We start from the raw sequence: 17508 nt of genomic DNA on the forward strand, positions 1-17508 counted from the left end.
CACACGGTGGACGTGGGGCGAGGAACCCGCATCAGGTGTCTGCGCCGGGGGAGCATCTGGCCGCGGAACGCTGGGGCGGGGGAGAATGCGGGGATGGACACCGATCATGGCACCCCGGACCACGTCGCCGGCACCCCGGACACCGATTCAGACGCCAGCACACTGGCCCCGGAGCCGCGCACACCGACCGGCAGCGTCGAGACCACGAAGGCCGGGCCCCTGCTCCACCTGGCGCGCGAACTGCAGCATCCGCCCACCGTGGTCTGGGACCACCTGACGGACCCGACCCTGCTGGGTGGCTGGTATGGCACCTGGACGGGAGAGCCGTCGTCGGGAAGCGTACAGCTGGCCATGGTGGAGGCACCGGACAGCCCCGGCGAGTGCCGCATCCGCCGCTGCGAGCGCGGGCACGCGCTCGAGGTGACGCTGGCGGACCCGGAGGGCAACGCATGGCAGCTGGACCTGGGGCTGGCAGAGCGTCCCGACGGCGGCACTCACCTGACCTTCCAGCAGCCACTGGGCGGGTTCGAGGGCATGGCGGCAGATGTGGGTCCGGGGTGGGAGTACTATCTGGACCGCCTGGCGGCGTCCCTGGACGGGCGCGATGTGGAATCCGTGGTGTGGGAGGCGTACTGGCCGCACCAGCGTGAGCACTACGTGGTGGGCTCGCCCGGCCGGGCAGACTCCTCCGTCTGACCCTCCGCTGTGGACCCGGCATCGTCCTCCGGTCCCAGCAGGGAGCGGGGCATGAACGGGGTGCCGGTGGAGACGTCGTCGTCCAGGGCGTCGATCGCCCACAGCGAGTCCGCCTCAGCCAGCCAGGGCGTGCGCGGACGGGTGACGGGGGCGTCCTCACGGGCGGCCTCGGCCACCGTCCGGGCGGTGGTGCGGGCGGCCACGGTCTGCTCATCCAGGAACTTCAGCACCCCGGTGTGCCGGGTCCGCAGCTGCAGCACGTCCCAGGCGGGCAGCCCGGCGGCGAGCTGACGGGCGCGCAGCAGCTCGGCGTCGAACGCGGCGCCGGCCACCAGCACGATGAACCCTGCCCACACGAGCACCAGCACCGTGATCACGCCGTTCAGCGTCCCCAGTACGCGGTCGAACGCCCCGAAGGACTCCGCCAGCCAGCCCAGGATGACCGTGGCGGCGAACAGCAGGACCACGGTCACCACACCCCCGGCGGTCATCAGCCGGTAGTGCGGCAGCTTCACGTTCGGCCCACGGTAGTACGCCAAGGAGACCGTGAAGATCAGGATCGCCAGGATCACCGGCCACTTCAGCGCGTTCCACGTGGCCACGGACTCGGCGGTGAACCCCAGCACACGTCCCAGCCGTTCGGAGAACTCGCCGCCGATCACCACCAGCGTCAGGGTGGCGATCATGCCGAGCATCAGCACCAGGGTCTCCAGCGCCACCACGGTGCGGAACCACAGGAACTGCCGTCCCTCGCGGGTGTCGTGGATGCGGTGCATGGCCCGGTGGAACGAGGCCACGGCGTTGGACGCGGAGATCAGTGCGCCCACCAGGCCCAGCACCACGCCGAGCACGCCGCCGGAGGTGTTGGCCAGGGCGAGCAGCGCACCGGCTGCCACCTGCGGGTCCACGCCGGGGATCAGCTCGTGGATCAGCTGCGCGCCGGTGTGGACGGTCTCGTCGGCCATGCCCACCAGGGAGACCATGGACACCATCGCCACCAGGGCCGGCAGCAGGGAGAGCATGGAGTAGAAGGTCATCGACGCCGCCACGTCCCACACCTGCAGGTCCACCAGGCGCATGACGGTCCGCCGGATCACGTAGGCCAGGGACACCCGAGGTTCGCGGTAGGTGCGGGCGGGGCGCTCGCGGCGGAACAGGCGGCTGGGCATGCTTCGAGGGTAGCCGGGTCCTGCGTGCGGCACCGTGATCGAAGTGCCAGGATGGACGGACGAGAACGGACCAGTCGAAGGGGAACACATGTCCATCCGCACCAGCCACCGCACCCGCTCCGCCCGCATCGGAAGGACCGCCTCCCTGGGACTGGTCGCCGCGCTCGCTGCCTGGGGCCTGACCGCCTGCACGGTCACCTCCGGAGAGGAGTCCTCGCAGAGCCCGACGACGGCCACCACCTCGGCCGCGGAGGGCACCTCCCCCAGCGGCTCGCCCAGCGAGTCCTCCACGTCCCCGACCGCCGACTCCGAGTCACCGTCCGCGTCGGCCTCGCCCTCGGAGTCCTCCACCGGATCCGGTCAGGCGGCCGGTGTGATGAGCCTGGACCAGCTCGGCGAGGCCCTGCTGGACGAGGAGAGCTTCCCGGTGGCGGACTCGGTGACCCGTGAGGACACCCGGGTGGAGTCGGCGCCGTTCACCATGTACGTCAACCTCAACGGGTTCACGCCGGAGGGGGAGTGCGCCACCGCCCTGGAGAAGGTCAACTCGTTCGAGGCCCCGAAGTCCTCCGCTGTGGCCTCGACCTACACCACGGACCTGCAGCCGAGCGGCGACTCCGAGGCGGCCACCGTGCAGTTCATGGCCGTGACCACCCAGAGCGCCATGGACGCCATGTCCGTCTACTCGGAGATCCCCGAGGCCTGCGGCACCCTGCAGGGCGATGAGGGCACCGGTGCCACCGCCACGTTCTCACCCGTGGAGCTCGGCTCCGGCGCCGAGGACGTGCACGCCATGGAGCTGCGCATCGAGGCCCCCGACGGACAGGAGCAGACCATCGTGATCGGTGGACGCTCCGAGGGACGCAACCACCTGTATGCGGTGCTGTCCGTGGCAGATCTGGAGGACGCCCAGTCCATCCTGACCGCTCAGGGGGAGCGGTTCGACCAGGCCCTGGAGCAGCTGGACTCCTGAGACCAAGACGGCCCTGCGCCTGGCCGGTGATGAACCGGTCAGGCGAGGGGCCGTCGTCGGGAAGGGCCTGTTCAGAGGTCGATGTCCGTGGGGTGCAGCACCCGCGCCAGGAAGTCCTGGGTCCGCTCCTGCTGGGGATCGCCGATCACCTGAGCGGCCGGGCCCTCCTCCACCACCACGCCGCCGTCCATGAAGACCACGCGGTCGGCCACCTCGCGGGCGAAGCCCATTTCGTGGGTGACCACCAGCATGGTCATGCCCACCTTGGCCAGGCGGCGCATCACGGAGAGCACCTCGCCCACGGTCTCGGGGTCCAGAGCTGAGGTCGGCTCGTCGAAGAGCATCAGCTGCGGGTCCATGGACAGCGCCCGGGCGATCGCCACGCGCTGCTGCTGACCGCCGGAGAGCTGGTCCGGATAGCGGGTCTCCATCTCGGAGAGCCCCACGCGCTCCAGGTTGGTCCGGGCCACCTGTTCGGCCTCGGCCTGCGAGCGCTTGAGGACCTTGCGCTGGGCGATGGTGCAGTTCTCCAGCACGGTCAGGTGCGGGAACAGGTTGAACTGCTGGAAGACCATGCCCACGTGGCGGCGCATGGTGTCCAGGTCCACGTCCGGGTCGGTGACCTCGAACCCGCCCACGGTGACGGTGCCGGAGTCGGGCACCTCCAGCAGGTTCACGCAGCGCAGCAGGGTGGACTTGCCGGAGCCGGACGGCCCGATCAGGCAGACCACCTCGCCGGGGGCCACCTGAAGGTCGATCCCGCGCAGCACGTGGTTGTCCCCGAAGGACTTGTTGAGCCCGACGACGTCCACGCCGGTGGCCTCGAAGGTCGCCTTGGCCTCCGCCTCAGCGGGGGAGGCGGCGGCGTCGGTGCCGGTCTGGGGGCGGACGGGGACCTGCTGCTCGGGCGTGCCGGGGGTGCCCGGAGTGCTCTCAGGAGTGGTGCTCATGGCTCACGCGTCCTTTCGGGTGGCTCGGGAGGGCCGGGCGGACCGGGACTCGAAGCGGCGGGCCAGCAGGGAGAGCGGCACGGTGATGATCAGGTACATCAGGCCGGCCACCAGCACGGGGGTCAGTCCGGCGCCGAGCGCGGTGATGCCGTCGCGGCCGAACTTGGTCAGCTCATACTCGTGCGCGGCCAGTCCCAGCACGTAGACCAGGGAGGAGTCCTTGGTGAGCAGGATGACCTCGTTGGTCAGCGGGGGCAGGACCAGGCGGAAGGCCTGCGGGATGACGATGGTCAGCATGGCCCGCCAGCCGGGCATGCCCAGGGAGCGTGCGGCTTCGTACTGGCCCATGGGCACGGCCTGCAGCCCGGCGCGCAGGGTCTCGGAGATGTAGGCGGCCGAGACCATGCCCAGCGCAGCCATCACCACCACCGGGATGGGCCACTGCACGCCGAAGGCGATCGGCACCCCGTACCCGAAGGCGATGAACACCAACAGGGCGGGCACGCCGCGGAAGAACTCGGTGTAGGCGGTGGCGATCCACCGGTAGGGGGCGAAGGAGCTCATCCGCATCAGGGCCAGGACGATGCCGCCGATCAGGCCCACGATGAACGAGGTGACCGTGTACAGCAGGGTGTTGCCCAGCCCGACCAGGATCACGTCCGGGAACATCGGGCCGATCGCGGCGAAGTTGAAGACGGAGGTGCCCAGGGTCTCCCAGTCCATGGCCAGCAGGATCGCGGCGATCACGGCCACGAACACGGCGGCCTGGATGCCGATGGAGATCTGCTGGCGGCGCTTGGCCCGTCCGGGACGGGGTCGGGTGGCGCTGGCCTCGGCCGGTGCGCTGGGGCGGGATGCGGTGCTCACTGGCCGTCCTCCTCGGTGTCGGTGCTCGCGGATCCGGCCGCGGCGCCGGACTGGGTGACGTGGGCGTCGGCGGCCTCCTGGCCGAACCACTTGGTGCGCAGCTCGTGCAGGGTGCCGTCCTCCTCCATCTCGGTCAGGGACCGGTTGACGGCTGAGAGCAGCAGGGAGTTCTCGGGGCTGACACCGATGCCCAGGGACTCGCCGGTGTCGAAGGAGTCCACCACGGAGAAGCGCTCATCGTCCTTCAGTCCGTAGAGGATGACGGACTGGTTGCCCAGCAGGGCGTCCACGGTGCCGGCCTTGAGGGCCTCCAGCTGCATGCCGCCGTCCTCGAACTGCACGGTGTTCAGGCCCTGTTCCTCGGCGTAGGCCTCGCCGGTGGTGGCGGCCTGCACGCCCACGCGCCTGCCCTGGGCGGAGTCGATGTCGGTGATCCCGGAGTCCTTGCCGGACACCAGGACCAGGTCATCGTCCAGGTAGGGCAGGCTGAAGCCCATCAGGCGCTGGCGCTCCTCGGTGATGGAGATCGAGGACTGGTTCAGGTCGCAGCCGGAGAGGGATGCTCCGGACTCGATCCCCTCAAAGGAGGTGTCCACCACGTTCAGCCGCACCCCGAGGTCGTCGGCGATCCGCTGCGCGATGTCGATGTCATACCCCACCAGGGTGTTGCCCTCGAAGAACTCGAAGGGCGGGTAGGGGACGTCCGCGCAGACGGAGAGCTGGTCGGGGTTGAGCAGTGGGACGGTGGTGGTCTTCTCGGCGATCGTGTCCGAACCGGTGCCGTCGGCGGCGGGCCCGAGCACGGCGCATCCGCTCAGCGCGAGCGCACCCAGTCCCATCGCGGCCACGGCGGTCAGCCGGGGTCGTGTGGCGGTCATGGAGTTGCCTTCCCATGGGGCAGTGACCCCGCGCGGGAGTGGCAGGGCGTGTCAAGGGCCTCATGATAGGCCAGAGTGGATGGTGACCGGTATCTCAGACCAGCGAGGGGGACTCTCTGTGACCATGAACGTCTCTTCCGGCCGACGGCCTCTCCGCACCACCACCGCGCTGTGCATCGCCTCTGCCCACCGGCTCCAGGATGCGGCACCTCGCCTGCTCCTCCCACAGCCGGAATATCTCAGCCTCACTCAGGGTTGAGTTGAGTAGACTCAAGTTTGAGTGGAACACTGTGAATCGTTGACTGATCAGCCCGCGGACGGGCTGGAAGGAGCATGCTGTGGACGCCAAGTTCACCACCAAGAGCCAGGAGGCTCTCTCGGCTGCGGCCATGAACGCCTCCACTGCAGGCAACCCCCAGATCGAGCCCGCCCATCTGCTCAAGGCGCTGATGGACCAGCGGGAGTCGGTCGCCGTTGCGGTGCTCAAGGCCGCCGGTGCTGACCCGGATGTGGTCTCCACCGCCGCCAGCACCGCCATCCGTGCACTGCCCTCCACCTCCGGGTCCTCCGTGGCCCAGGCCCAGCTCTCTCGGCAGGGCGTCCAGGTGGTCCAGGCTGCGCGTCAGCAGGCCGAGGCCATGGGGGACGACTACGTCTCCACCGAGCACCTGCTGCTCGGCCTGGCCGCAGACGCCGGGGCCGCCGGTGAGGCCCTGCGTGACGCCGGTGCCACCCCGGATGCGCTGAGCTCTGCCGTGAAGCAGGTCCGCGGGGACACCCGGGTGAGCACCCCGGATCCGGAGAACACCTTCCAGTCCCTGGAGAAGTTCGGCACGGATCTGACCGAGGTGGCCCGTTCGGGCAAGCTGGACCCGGTCATCGGCCGTGATGCCGAGATCCGCCGGGTCATCCAGGTCCTCTCCCGCCGCACCAAGAACAACCCGGTGCTGATCGGTGAGCCCGGTGTGGGCAAGACCGCCGTGGTCGAGGGCCTGGCCCAGCGCATGGTGGCCGGCGATGTGCCCGAGTCCCTGCGCGGCAAGACCCTGATCTCCCTGGACCTGAGCGCCATGATCGCCGGGGCCAAGTACCGCGGTGAGTTCGAGGAGCGCCTGAAGGCCGTGCTGGAGGAGATCAAGGCCTCTGACGGCCAGATCGTCACCTTCATCGACGAGATCCACACCGTGGTCGGCGCCGGTGCCTCCGAGGGCGCCATGGACGCCGGCAACATGCTCAAGCCCATGCTGGCCCGCGGCGAGCTGCGGCTGATCGGGGCCACCACCCTGGATGAGTACCGCGAGAACATCGAGAAGGACCCGGCCCTGGAGCGTCGCTTCCAGCAGGTCTACGTGGGTGAGCCCAGCGTGGATGACACCATCGCCATCCTGCGTGGACTCAAGGAACGCTACGAGGCCCACCACAAGGTGGCCATCGCCGACTCCGCCCTGGTGGCCGCGGCGAACCTGTCCCACCGGTACATCTCCGGCCGGCAGCTGCCGGACAAGGCGATCGACCTGGTGGACGAGGCCGCCTCTCGGCTGCGCATGGAGATCGACTCCGCCCCGGAGGAGATCGACCAGCTGCGCCGTTCGGTGGACCGGCTGACCATGGAGGAGCTGGCCCTGCAGGACGAGACCGACCCCGCCTCGGTGGAGCGTCTGGCCGCCCTGCGTGAGGAGATGGCCAACCAGAAGGAGCAGCTGGCCGGCCTCACCGCGCAGTGGGAGCAGGAGAAGGCCTCGCTGAACCAGTCCGGTGACCTGCGCGTGAAGCTGGACGAGCTGCGCTCTGCGGCCGAGAAGGCCCAGCGTGACGGTGACCTGGCCGAGGCCTCGCGCATCCTCTACGGGGAGATCCCGGCCCTGGAGCAGCAGCTGCAGGACGCCGACGCCGCGCAGTCCCAGACCGCACAGTCGGAGTCGTCCATGGTCTCCGAGGAGGTCACCGCCGACGACATCGCCGAGGTGATCTCCGCCTGGACCGGCATCCCCGCCGGTCGGATGATGCAGTCCGAGCAGGACAAGTTGCTGACCATGGAGGACCACCTGGGGGAGCGGCTGATCGGCCAGCGTGCCGCCGTGGCCTCCGTCTCCGATGCCGTGCGCCGGGCGCGGGCCGGCATCTCGGATCCGGACCGGCCCACCGGCTCCTTCCTGTTCCTGGGTCCCACGGGCGTGGGCAAGACGGAGCTGGCCAAGGCGCTGGCGGAGTTCCTCTTCGACGACGACCACGCCATGGTGCGGATCGACATGTCCGAGTACTCGGAGAAGCATGCCGTCTCCCGCCTGGTCGGAGCCCCTCCCGGGTACGTCGGCTATGACGAGGGCGGCCAGCTGACCGAGGCCGTGCGGCGCCGCCCGTACTCGGTGGTGCTGCTGGACGAGGTGGAGAAGGCCCACCCGGAGGTCTTCGACATCCTGCTCCAGGTGCTCGACGACGGCCGCCTCACCGATGGACAGGGCCGCACAGTGGACTTCCGCAACGTGATCCTGATCCTCACCTCCAACCTGGGCTCCCCGTTCCTGGTGGACCCCACCCTGAGCGAGCAGGAGAAGAAGGACGCGGTGATGAAGGTGGTCAACGCCTCCTTCAAGCCCGAGTTCCTGAACCGGCTGGATGACATCATCCAGTTCGACCCGCTGAGCATCGAGGACCTGACGGAGATCGTGGACCTGCAGGTGCAGTCACTGGGCCGCCGCCTCTCCGAGCGCCGGCTGACCCTGGAGGTCACCCCGGCCGCCCGTGAGTGGCTGGCCCTGACCGGCTATGACCCGGCCTTCGGTGCCCGCCCGCTGCGCCGGCTGGTGCAGCGCGAGATCGGGGACCGGCTGGCCCGGGCCCTGCTCTCCGGGACGATCCAGGACGGGGACACCGTGCTGGTGGACCGCGAGGAGGACACCCTGAGCGTCACCCGCGCCGGCTGAGCCCGATCACCGGTGACGCACACGGCGCCGCCACCCTGACTGGACACTCCAGACCAGGGTGACGGCGCCGTCGTCGTACGGGTGGTTCCTGCGGAATCAGCAGGACTTCGGCGTGCCGGACTTGCCAGCGGAGCACTTGCTGTTGATCAGCGAGGTGTCATACATGAACGTGCCGATGATGTTGGCTGTGGCTCGAGCCGAGTGCGTCAGCGAGGTGATGGAGACGTTGTCGATGTCGTCCTCGGGGGTGTGGTAGTTGTCGTCGTAGTAGGACAGCAGGCCTGTGGCGGGGATGCCCGAGGCTACGAACGGCGCATAGTCCGAGTTGTTGCCGTTGCCGGCCGGACCGTACTCGTGGCCGTCCCGCTCCAGCTGATCCTGCAGCAGGCTCTCCGCGCCGAGCGAGAAGTCGCCCTGCAGTACGCCCATGGTGTTCTGATGGTCCAGCGGGGCCACCATGTCCAGGTTCACGTACATGGCGATGGCCTCACGCTCGGCCGGGGTCAGGGACTCGACGTAGTGGGCCGCGCCCAGCAGGCCGATCTCCTCAGCGCCCCACAGGGCGAAGCGGACCTTGTTGTTGACCTTGTTCGCCTTCGCGGCCTGACGGGCCACCTCCAGAGCCACCACGGAGCCCGAGGCGTTGTCATGGATGCCCGGCCCCTCCGGCACGCCGTCCAGGTGCGCCCCGAGCATGACCACATTGTCCTCACGGCCGGTCCGGGTCTCGGCCAGGATGTTCACCGTGGGACGCTGCTCGGTGAGCTGGTCCAGATCCAGGGAGAGCGTCACCGGGCCCTGCTGCAGCTGGCCCAGCAGCTCCTGACCCACCGCGCGGGTCACGCCGATGGTGCCGACATAGTCCTGCGAGGGCTCACCCAGGGTGCCGTTCAGCGGCCCCTCGGCGTTGTTGTAGATGATGACCGCCTCAGCTCCGAGACCGGCCGCGGTCACGGACTTCTGAGCGAATGGGCAGTCGCCGCGCGAGACCAAGGCCACCTTGCCCGTCAGATCCGCGTTGCCCCAGGAGGCGGTGGTGCAGCCGAGGGGATCGCTGGGAGCGGCCACCTGCGCCTGGCTGGCCTGGGCCGAGGGGGAGTAGGTGAACACCGTGTGGGCCAGGTCCTGCTCCACCGGGGTCTGCTGGGTCAGCTCGGCGCGCAGCGTCTCGGTGTAGGTGATCTCGAACTCCTGGAGCTCGACGTCATAGCCAGCCTTCTCCAGCTCGCTCACCGCATAGTCGACCGAGGCGTCATAGCCCGGGGTGCCGGCGGCACGGTTGCCGTGCTCCTCGGCGATGTCCGCCAGAGCCCGGATGTCCTGCTCCAGGTTCGTGGAGCTGATGGAGCGCACCAGCTTCTCCGGACTGTTCGGGTTCCCTCCGGCCCGATGGTCCGGGGTCTGCGAGGCCGCAGCTGCGGAGGGCGCCGCAGCGAGCGAGACAGGTTGGGCCAGCGCCGTGGGGGCACTGATCAGGGAGGCGGCCAGGACACTGGCGGCCAGGAAGGTCGATGAACGACGCATGGGATCACAGCTTTCCGTTTCAGGGGAGTGATGTGAAACACACCCTAAACGGGAGAGCGGACCCGGTAAAGAGTCGGCGTCAGCCGCCCGAGGGGCTGGGCGAGGCCGACGGCGTCGGTGATGCTGACGCCGACGGTGTGGGGGACGGCTCCACCACGGGGGTCTCCACCAGGGACGCCGTCAGGGTGCCCTGCAGGGCGTGGGCCACGCAGTCCACGCGGCGGTCGCCCTCCTCCCAGGTGGCCTGGTTGGGATGGGAGATCTCGATCCGCACCTGGGCCTGCGGGGACCCGGTCAGGGGCACCTGGCCGCAGAACTCCTCGGCCGGTCCGCGCATCCCGCCCTCCGGGAAGGAGGCCGACTCCGGCCACGTCTTACGAGCGATCAGCTGGGCCTGGTGGGCCTTCTCACACTCGACCACAGTGGAGGCGGACTCGATGTCCTCGAAGTCCGTCAGGCAGTCCCCGGGCACCTGCTGCGCGGCCGGCACGGCGCGCGCCACGATCCCGTCCACCCCGGGGGAGGGATTGCGGGAGACCGAGGCCTCCGGGGTGGGCGCGGTCCGGGAGGAGGACTGCAGCCACGGCACCAGCAGGGCGCCGAGCAGCACCAGGGCCGCCACCGCGGCGACCACCACCCAACCGGCCACGCGCCGCCGAGGTGCGGGGCCGTCGTCGTGATGGTCCTCCTGCCGGTCCTGGGGGCCGGGGTCCCCGGATGGGCGCGGAGGCAGATAGGGCGAGGGGGTCTCGTCCGGAGTGCTGCGAGGTTCCATGGGTGCCGGGATCCTTCCTGGCCTGGAGGGGCGGTGGGGGCGGCGGCGAGGGGGCCTGAAACATGTTAACCTAGGGAGCACGAACCATCATGATCAGTGCGCACTCCCGCCCAGCCATGCCTAGACGCTGACGGCGCAGGAGTCCGAGAACAAAGGGGGTCACGCTCATGGGGCGCGGCCGTCAAAAGGCAAAGGCAACCAAGCAGGCCCGGGATATGAAGTACTTCTCCCCGGCCACTGATCTGTCGGCTCTTGAACGTGAGCTGGCCGGCGGAAGCGGGTCCCGCGGAGGCGACTATTCCGCCGTCGGGGACGGCTCGGACGAGTTCGAGTACAGCGACTACGTCGACAAGTATGCGGACTACGTCCCTGAGGACGGCGATGACCGCTGACCGGATCCATCTCCGGTGAGCCACCCGTCCGACCCCGCTGAGACCGCAGCTGCAGGTCAGACCCAGGGTCCCACCACACCACCGTCGAACCCCTCGCCCCGTTGGAGCGAGGGGTTCGACGCGCATCACCCCGCCGCGAACGGCCACCGGGCCGCACTGCGATCCATCGCCCGCGTGGTGGAGGACACCGCGCCCCTGCAGGACGAGTCCGAGGCTCGGGAGGGGATCCTGGAGCTGCTGCGCGAGCACCGACCGCTGGTGATCACCGGCGCCGGGGTCTCCACCGACTCCGGCATCCCGGACTACCGCGGTCCCGAGGGCTCCCTGCGGCGGCACCGGCCGATGACCTACCAGGAGTTCCGGCACGACCCGGGTGCCCGGCACCGGTACTGGGCGCGCTCTTACGTGGGCTGGCGTCAGATGGACGTGGCCGCCCCCAACGCCGCCCACCGGATCCTGGCCGACTGGCAGCGCCGCGGACTGACCGCCGGTCTGATCACCCAGAACGTGGACGGACTGCATGCCGCCGCCGGGACCCCGGAGCTGGTGCCGCTGCACGGTGACCTGGAGACGGTGATGTGCCTGCACTGCGGCGCCGCCGAGGACCGCCGCTCCCTGGACGCCCGGCTGGAGCAGGCCAACCCCGGCTACCTGGACTCGGTCCGGGTGGATCCGAGCCTGGTGAACCCGGACGGGGACATCGAGCTGGACGCCGCCGCGGTGGAGCGGTTCACCATGGTGGGCTGCCTGGTCTGCGGGTCCGAGGAGCTGAAGCCGGACGTGGTGTACTTCGGGGAGTCGGTGCCGGCGGTGCGCAAGCAGGCGGCCGCCGAGGCGTTCGAGCGGGCCGGATCGCTGCTGGCCGTGGGCACCTCACTGGCCGTGATGAGCGGCTTCAAGTTCGTGCTGGACGCCGGGCGCACCGGTAGGCCGGTGGGGCTGATCAACGGCGGGCCCACCCGTGCGGACAGCCGGGCGCAGTGGCGCTGGCGCACCTCGATCATCCCGGCTCTGGAGTGGCTCGACGCCCAGCTCTGAACCTGTGGTTGCATGGGCGGCACCGATCCGTGCATGCCGACCCGTCAGGAGTGCCCCCGTGGCCTTCACCGCCCCGCCGTCCTTCACCACCCGTCCCACCCTGCGCGGGTCCTTCGGGATGAGTGCCTCCACCCACTGGCTGGCCACGGCCTCCGCGCAGTCGGTGCTGGAACGCGGAGGCAACGCCTTCGACGCCGCCGTGGCCGGAGCCTTCGTGCTGCATCTGGTGGAGCCGCACCTCAACGGCCCCGGCGGGGACATGACCGGGATCTTCGCCACGGCGGAGGACCCCGGACGCCCCGTGGTGCTGATGGGACAGGGGCCTGCGCCCGCGGCGGCGACCCCGGAGCACTTCCGTGCTGAGGGGCTGGAGCTGGTGCCCGGATCAGGCGCGCTGGCTGCGGCCGTCCCCGGAGCAGTGGACGCCTGGCTGGTGCTGCTGCGGGACCACGGAACCTGGGAGCTCGCCGCGGTGCTGGACTACGCGATCGGATACGCCCGGGACGGCCACGCCGTGGGGGAGCGGGTCTGCGCGACGATCGCCACCGTGCAGGAGCTGTTCACCGAGCACTGGCCCAGCTCCGCAGCCCAGTGGATGCCGCAGGGGAGGGTTCCGGTGGCCGGGGAGGTCGTTCGGAACCCGGAGTACGCCGAGGTCCTCGCCCGACTGGCCCGGGCCGGCGCATCCTCCGGGGCTGACTCGCGAGAGGACCGGATCGAGGCGGCGCGGTCTGCCTGGCGGACCGGATTCGTGGCGGAGGCGATCGTGGAGTTCGCCGCCACACCGCACCGGCACTCCTCGGGGACCGACCACGCCGGAGTGATCTCCCGGGCGGACGTGGCCGCGTTCAGCGCCGGGTATGAGCCGGCCGCCACCCTGGAGTTCCGGGGGCACACCATCGCCAAGACCGGGGCCTGGGGCCAGGGTCCGGCACTGCTGCAGACACTGGCCATCCTGGACGGATACGACGACGCAGACCTGGACCCCTCCACCGCGCGCGGGATCCACACCGTGCTGGAGGCGCAGAAGCTGGCCCTGGCCGACCGAGAGGCGTACTACGGGGACACGGAGGTTCCCCTGGAGACGCTGATCAGCCAGGAGTACGCCGCCGCACGGCGGGAGCTGATCGGCGAGCAGGCCTCCCACGAGTTCCGTCCGGGCCTGGTGGAAGGGCGCACCCCGTTCGTCCCGCCCCTGCGCACCGACGACACGCCACCGGCGCTGCGCGGGCAGGACTCGTCCGTTCCAGGCGTGGGAGAGCCCACGGTGTCCCGCACCGGAGAGACCCGCGGGGACACCTGCCACATCGACGTGGTGGACCGGTGGGGCAACATCATCTCCGCCACGCCCTCCGGCGGCTGGCTGCAGTCCTCGCCCACGGTCCCCGGGCTGGGGTTCTGCCTGGGCACGCGACTCCAGATGACCTGGCTGGAGCCGGGGGCGCCCACCACACTGACCCCGGGCCGCCGTCCCCGGACCACGCTGACCCCCACCCTGGTGCTGAAGGACGGACGCGCGGTGGCGGCCCTCGGATCACCCGGTGGAGACCAGCAGGACCAGTGGCAGCTGCTGTACCTGCTGCGCACGATCGTGGGTGGGTACGAGCCCCAGCAGGCGATCGACGCCCCGGCGTGCCACACCACCTCCGTGCCGGGCTCCTTCTGGCCGCGCACCTGGACCCCGGGCGGCGCCGTGGTGGAGTCATGCGTGGGCGAAGAGGTCCTGGCCGAGCTGGAACGGCGCGGTCACGTGCTGGAGCGAGCCGGGGAGTGGACGCTGGGCCGACTCTCCGTGGTCACCCAGGATCCGGCCACCGGGCAGCTCAGCGCGGCGGCGAACCCCCGCGGTGGCCAGGGCTACGCCGCCGGCCGGTGAGCGCGCCAGCCCACGAAACGTGTGGCCCGACATGCAGGGTTCCAGCGCACCGAATCCCACACGTCGGGCCGCACGTTGAGCCGGACGGTCTGTTGAGCCTCGTCAGCGGGAGGCGTAGGCGCCGGTGAGGAGCACGGCGCCGCCGTCCACGCCCTTGGCGCCCTGCACGTGGTCCTCGGCCGGAGCCTGCTCCACGGCGGAGACCGACTCGGCGGCGGAGGCCTCGGCCACCTGTCCGGCCACCCAGGCGGTGATCCCGCGCGAGGCCAGACGTTCCACGGCGGCGTCCGCGGCGGCGGGGTCCACCACGGCCACCATGCCCACACCCAGGTTCAGGGTGCGCTCCAGGTCCGGCAGCGGCACCTGGCCCAGCTGGGCCACGAGCTGAAACACCGGGGGCAGCGACCAGGTCCCGCGGTCCACGGTGGCCAGCACGCCCTGGGGCAGCACGCGCGCGAGGTTCGCGGCCAGGCCACCGCCGGTCACGTGGGAGAACCCGCGCAGGGCGGCCTCCCCGGACGCGGTCTGCACAGCAGCCGAGGCACCGCTCACGGTGTCCCCGTTGAGGTGGCGCATCAGGTCCAGGCAGTCGGCGGCGTACACGCGGGTGGGCTCGAGCAGCTCCTCGCCCAGAGTCCGGCCGAGCTCGCTGACCTCACGGTCCAGGGACCAGCCGGCGGAGTTGATCACGCGGCGCACCAGCGAATAGCCGTTCGAGTGGATGCCGGAGGAGGCCATGGCGATCACCACGTCGCCCGGGCGCACGCGCTCCGGACCCAGCACCGCGCTGGCCTCCACCACACCGGTAGCGGCACCGGCCACGTCATACTCGTCCACACCCAGCAGGCCCGGGTGTTCGGCGGTCTCGCCACCCACCAGGGCGGTGCCGGCCACCCGGCAGGCCTCGGCGATCCCGCGCACGATCCCGGCGATCCGCTCCGGGACCACCTTGCCGCAGGCGATGTAGTCGGTCATGAACAGCGGCTCCGCGCCGACCACCACGATGTCATCCACGACCATGCCCACCAGGTCGAACCCGATGGTGTCGTGCTTGTCCAGGGCCTGGGCGATCGCGACCTTGGTGCCCACGCCGTCCGTGGAGGTCGCCAGCAGCGGCTTCTGGTACTTCAGCAGCGCCGAGGCGTCCCACATCCCGGCGAACCCGCCGAACCCGCCCACCACGGAGGGCCCGTGGGTGGCCTGCACGGCGGCCTTCATCAGCTCCACCGCGCGGTCCCCGGCCTCCACGTCCACCCCGGCGGTGGCGTAGGTGATGGGCTGGGCAGGGGCATTCCCGACGGCGGCCGGCGGGGTGGTGTTCTCAGGTGCGGTCACAGCGGGGTCCTGTCATTCTCGGTCAGCAGGTTCTCCAGTTCGGCGTCCGGGCCCGGCTCGCAGCCATTGGCCCCGGGCCGTTCGGCCGGGTCCACGGTGGGGGAGAGCGTCTCGCCTTCCAGGGTCCCGGCGGCAGCACGCGAGTCCGTCGAGTCCGTCGAGTCCGTCGAGCCCGCCTCCGGCGAGGCCGCCGGAGAGGCGACCGTGGACGCCTGAGGTGCGGGCGCCGTCGTCGGGCTGGACGTGGTGGAGAGGGGGCGCTCGAGCAGGTTCTTGCCGCGCTCGTCCTCGGTGGCCAGCGGGATGGGGTAGTCGCCGGTGAAGCAGGCGGTGCAGAGGGTGGCGCGGGGCTGGCGGGTGGCCTCGATCATGCCGTCCTCGGAGATGTACTCCAGGGAGTCGGCGCCGATGGACGCGGCGATCTCCTCCACCCCGGCGCCGTTGGCGATCAGCTCGGCGCGGGAGGCGAAGTCGATCCCGTAGAAGCAGGGCCACTTGACCGGCGGGGAGGAGATGCGCACGTGGACCTCGCGGGCGCCGGCCTCCTTGAGCATGCGCACGATGGCGCGCTGGGTGTTGCCGCGCACGATGGAGTCATCCACCACCACCACGCGCTTGCCGCCCACCACGCCGGGCTGGACGTTGAGCTTGAGGCGGATGCCCAGCTGCCGCAGGGTCTGGGAGGGTTGGATGAAGGTGCGGCCCACATAGGCGTTCTTCACGAAGCCCTGGCCGAACGGGATGCCGGACTCCTCGGCGAAGCCGACCGCCGCGGGGGTGCCGGACTCGGGGACGGGGATGACCACGTCCGCCTCGAAGGTGTTCTCGCGGGCCAGCTGGCGGCCCATCTCCACGCGGGACTCGTACACCGAGCGGCCGTTGATGGCGGCGTCCGGGCGGGCCAGGTAGACGTACTCGAACACGCAGTGCGCGGGCTTCGGCTCGGCGAAACGGGTGGTGCGGATGCCCTCCTCGTCGATCGCGATCATCTCGCCCGGGTCGATCTCCCGGATGAACGAGGCGCCCACGGTGGCCAGGGCGGACTGCTCGGAGGCGACCACCCAGCCGCGTTCGAGCCGGCCCAGCACCAGGGGACGCACGCCGTGGGGGTCACGGGCGGCGTAGAGGGTGGTCTCGTTCATGAACACGAAGCAGAACGCACCGCGAATCTGGGGTAGCAGCTCCTTGGCGGTCTGCTCGAAGGCGGTCCCGGACTCACCCTGCATCAGGGCGGTGACCAGGGCGGTGTCCGTGGTGTTGCCCTGGGCCATCTCTCCGCGGGCGGGCACGCCGTAGCGCTCGGTCACCATGCGGTGCAGCTCGGCGGAATTGACCAGATTGCCGTTGTGCGCCAGGGCCACGGTGCCCTCAGCGGTGGCGCCGAGCGTGGGCTGGGCGTTGGCCCAGTGGGAGGAGCCGGTGGTGGAGTACCGGCAGTGGCCGATGGCGATGTGGCCGGTCAGGGTATTCAGGGTGGACTCATCGAAGACCTGGGAGACCAGACCCATGTCCTTGTAGACGCTGATCCGCTTGCCGTTGGAGGTGGCGATGCCCGCGGACTCCTGGCCGCGGTGCTGCAGGGCGTAGAGACCGTAGTAGGTCAGTTTGGCGACCTCTTCACCGGGGGCCCAGACGCCGAAGACACCGCATTCGTCCTGCGGTCCCTTCTCGTTCGGGAGGAGGTCATGGTTGAGCTGGCCGTCACCGCGCTTGTGAGTCACGGTCCTCATTCTCCCACCGATCGCGCCACTGCTGGACGTCTGTTCCACGCAGGGCGACATCTGCCTGCGACGGGTCCTGCACGGACTCCGCATGCACGGTGTACATCTCCTTGCGGGAGCGGCGGTCCAGGACGAGCCAGACCAGCGAGCCCAGGGCGGCACCGACGACGGCGAAGAGCACGAAGAAGAAGCCGAACGTGGTGGCGAAGGTGAACTCCGGGTTCTGCGGGCCGAACGTGGTCACCAGCAGGGCGGCGATCAGACCCAGCGCAGCGCCGGAGGCCATGAAGACACCGATCCTGGGGGCGCGGCGCACCACGAACTCACGCTGTACCGGGGGCGCCTGCGGGGGATGCTCGGCCGAAGAAGTCATGCCCTCCAGTCTAGTGG

At 70.4% G+C, this 17508-nt stretch carries 15 protein-coding genes; 6 read left to right on the forward strand and 9 right to left on the reverse strand.

Annotated elements, in window-relative coordinates; translation table 11 throughout:
- Positions 1–93 precede the first annotated feature (93 nt).
- Positions 94–696: an SRPBCC domain-containing protein gene (locus ACEXHE_RS04400; RefSeq protein ID WP_374784872.1), complete on the forward strand. Its 603-nt coding sequence runs from the start codon at positions 94–96 to the stop codon at positions 694–696.
- Here the strand turns inward: ACEXHE_RS04400 and ACEXHE_RS04405 are convergent.
- Positions 654–1865, reverse strand: coding sequence for a YihY/virulence factor BrkB family protein (locus ACEXHE_RS04405; protein WP_374784873.1), 1212 nt, complete (start codon positions 1863–1865; stop codon positions 654–656). The genes ACEXHE_RS04400 and ACEXHE_RS04405 overlap by 43 nt on opposite strands.
- 88 nt (positions 1866–1953) lie before the next feature.
- Between ACEXHE_RS04405 and ACEXHE_RS04410 the strand changes: the two genes are divergently transcribed.
- Positions 1954–2838, forward strand: coding sequence for a hypothetical protein (locus tag ACEXHE_RS04410; RefSeq protein ID WP_374784874.1), 885 nt, complete (start codon positions 1954–1956; stop codon positions 2836–2838).
- A gap of 71 nt (positions 2839–2909) precedes the next feature.
- Here the strand turns inward: ACEXHE_RS04410 and ACEXHE_RS04415 are convergent, their stop codons facing one another.
- From ACEXHE_RS04415 to ACEXHE_RS04425, 3 genes are all read right to left on the reverse strand, one after another.
- Positions 2910–3788: an amino acid ABC transporter ATP-binding protein gene (locus tag ACEXHE_RS04415; protein ID WP_374784875.1), complete on the reverse strand. Its 879-nt coding sequence runs from the start codon at positions 3786–3788 to the stop codon at positions 2910–2912.
- Between the two features lie 3 nt (positions 3789–3791).
- Positions 3792–4571, reverse strand: a complete 780-nt coding sequence (locus ACEXHE_RS04420; RefSeq protein ID WP_245760633.1) for an amino acid ABC transporter permease — start codon at positions 4569–4571, stop codon at positions 3792–3794.
- A gap of 80 nt (positions 4572–4651) precedes the next feature.
- Positions 4652–5533: an ABC transporter substrate-binding protein gene (locus ACEXHE_RS04425; protein ID WP_374784876.1), complete on the reverse strand. Its 882-nt coding sequence runs from the start codon at positions 5531–5533 to the stop codon at positions 4652–4654.
- A 338-nt stretch (positions 5534–5871) separates the two neighbouring features.
- Between ACEXHE_RS04425 and clpB the strand changes: the two genes are divergently transcribed.
- A complete protein-coding gene (gene clpB, locus ACEXHE_RS04430; protein ID WP_091695901.1) occupies positions 5872–8457 on the forward strand; it encodes an ATP-dependent chaperone ClpB in 2586 nt (861 codons plus the stop codon).
- A 96-nt stretch (positions 8458–8553) separates the two neighbouring features.
- Here clpB and ACEXHE_RS04435 read toward each other — a convergent pair whose 3' ends face one another.
- Both ACEXHE_RS04435 and ACEXHE_RS04440 read right to left on the reverse strand, forming a co-directional pair.
- The gene (locus ACEXHE_RS04435) at positions 8554–9981 is read right to left on the reverse strand and encodes a M20/M25/M40 family metallo-hydrolase (RefSeq protein WP_374784877.1); all 1428 of its coding nucleotides are present in this window, start codon (positions 9979–9981) and stop codon (positions 8554–8556) included.
- A 79-nt stretch (positions 9982–10060) separates the two neighbouring features.
- Entirely contained in the window at positions 10061–10756 is a 696-nt protein-coding gene (locus tag ACEXHE_RS04440; protein WP_374784878.1) for a hypothetical protein, read from the reverse strand.
- A 167-nt stretch (positions 10757–10923) separates the two neighbouring features.
- Between ACEXHE_RS04440 and ACEXHE_RS04445 the strand changes: the two genes are divergently transcribed.
- The 3 genes from ACEXHE_RS04445 to ACEXHE_RS04455 all read left to right on the forward strand — a co-directional run bounded on the left by ACEXHE_RS04445 (position 10924) and on the right by ACEXHE_RS04455 (position 14062).
- Positions 10924–11148, forward strand: a complete 225-nt coding sequence (locus ACEXHE_RS04445) for a DUF3073 domain-containing protein (RefSeq protein WP_374784879.1) — start codon at positions 10924–10926, stop codon at positions 11146–11148.
- Between the two features lie 156 nt (positions 11149–11304).
- On the forward strand, positions 11305–12186 hold the full coding sequence (locus tag ACEXHE_RS04450; protein ID WP_374785239.1) for a Sir2 family NAD-dependent protein deacetylase: 882 nt from the start codon (positions 11305–11307) through the stop codon (positions 12184–12186).
- Between the two features lie 58 nt (positions 12187–12244).
- A complete protein-coding gene (locus tag ACEXHE_RS04455; RefSeq protein WP_374784880.1) occupies positions 12245–14062 on the forward strand; it encodes a gamma-glutamyltransferase family protein in 1818 nt (605 codons plus the stop codon).
- 102 nt (positions 14063–14164) lie between these two features.
- On the opposite strand, the gene purM is transcribed toward ACEXHE_RS04455, so the two are convergent.
- Genes purM through ACEXHE_RS04470 form a run of 3 tightly spaced genes read right to left on the reverse strand, consistent with a single transcriptional unit; the run spans position 14165 to position 17491 of the window.
- Positions 14165–15397 (reverse strand): phosphoribosylformylglycinamidine cyclo-ligase, encoded by a 1233-nt coding sequence (purM, locus tag ACEXHE_RS04460; protein WP_374784881.1) that lies wholly within the window; start codon positions 15395–15397, stop codon positions 14165–14167.
- Entirely contained in the window at positions 15394–17118 is a 1725-nt protein-coding gene (gene purF / locus ACEXHE_RS04465; protein WP_374784882.1) for an amidophosphoribosyltransferase, read from the reverse strand. The genes purM and purF overlap by 4 nt, the downstream gene beginning before the upstream one ends.
- Positions 17099–17491, reverse strand: a complete 393-nt coding sequence (locus ACEXHE_RS04470) for a hypothetical protein (RefSeq protein ID WP_091695915.1) — start codon at positions 17489–17491, stop codon at positions 17099–17101. Before ACEXHE_RS04470 ends, purF begins: the two co-directional genes overlap by 20 nt.
- Between the last annotated feature and the right edge of the window lie 17 nt (positions 17492–17508).

Source organism: Micrococcus sp. IITD107 (assembly GCF_041927415.1).
In the GTDB taxonomy this organism is placed as follows: Bacteria; Actinomycetota; Actinomycetes; order Actinomycetales; family Micrococcaceae; genus Citricoccus; species Citricoccus terreus.

Coding starts and splice junctions, on each gene's coding strand:
- ACEXHE_RS04400 (WP_374784872.1), top strand. CDS start 94: ATGGACACCGATCATGGCACCCCGGACCACGTCGCCGGCACCCCGGAC.
- ACEXHE_RS04405 (WP_374784873.1), bottom strand. CDS start 1,865: ATGCCCAGCCGCCTGTTCCGCCGCGAGCGCCCCGCCCGCACCTACCGC.
- ACEXHE_RS04410 (WP_374784874.1), top strand. CDS start 1,954: ATGTCCATCCGCACCAGCCACCGCACCCGCTCCGCCCGCATCGGAAGG.
- ACEXHE_RS04415 (WP_374784875.1), bottom strand. CDS start 3,788: ATGAGCACCACTCCTGAGAGCACTCCGGGCACCCCCGGCACGCCCGAG.
- ACEXHE_RS04425 (WP_374784876.1), bottom strand. CDS start 5,533: ATGACCGCCACACGACCCCGGCTGACCGCCGTGGCCGCGATGGGACTG.
- ACEXHE_RS04435 (WP_374784877.1), bottom strand. CDS start 9,981: ATGCGTCGTTCATCGACCTTCCTGGCCGCCAGTGTCCTGGCCGCCTCC.
- ACEXHE_RS04440 (WP_374784878.1), bottom strand. CDS start 10,756: ATGGAACCTCGCAGCACTCCGGACGAGACCCCCTCGCCCTATCTGCCT.
- ACEXHE_RS04445 (WP_374784879.1), top strand. CDS start 10,924: ATGGGGCGCGGCCGTCAAAAGGCAAAGGCAACCAAGCAGGCCCGGGAT.
- ACEXHE_RS04470 (WP_091695915.1), bottom strand. CDS start 17,491: ATGACTTCTTCGGCCGAGCATCCCCCGCAGGCGCCCCCGGTACAGCGT.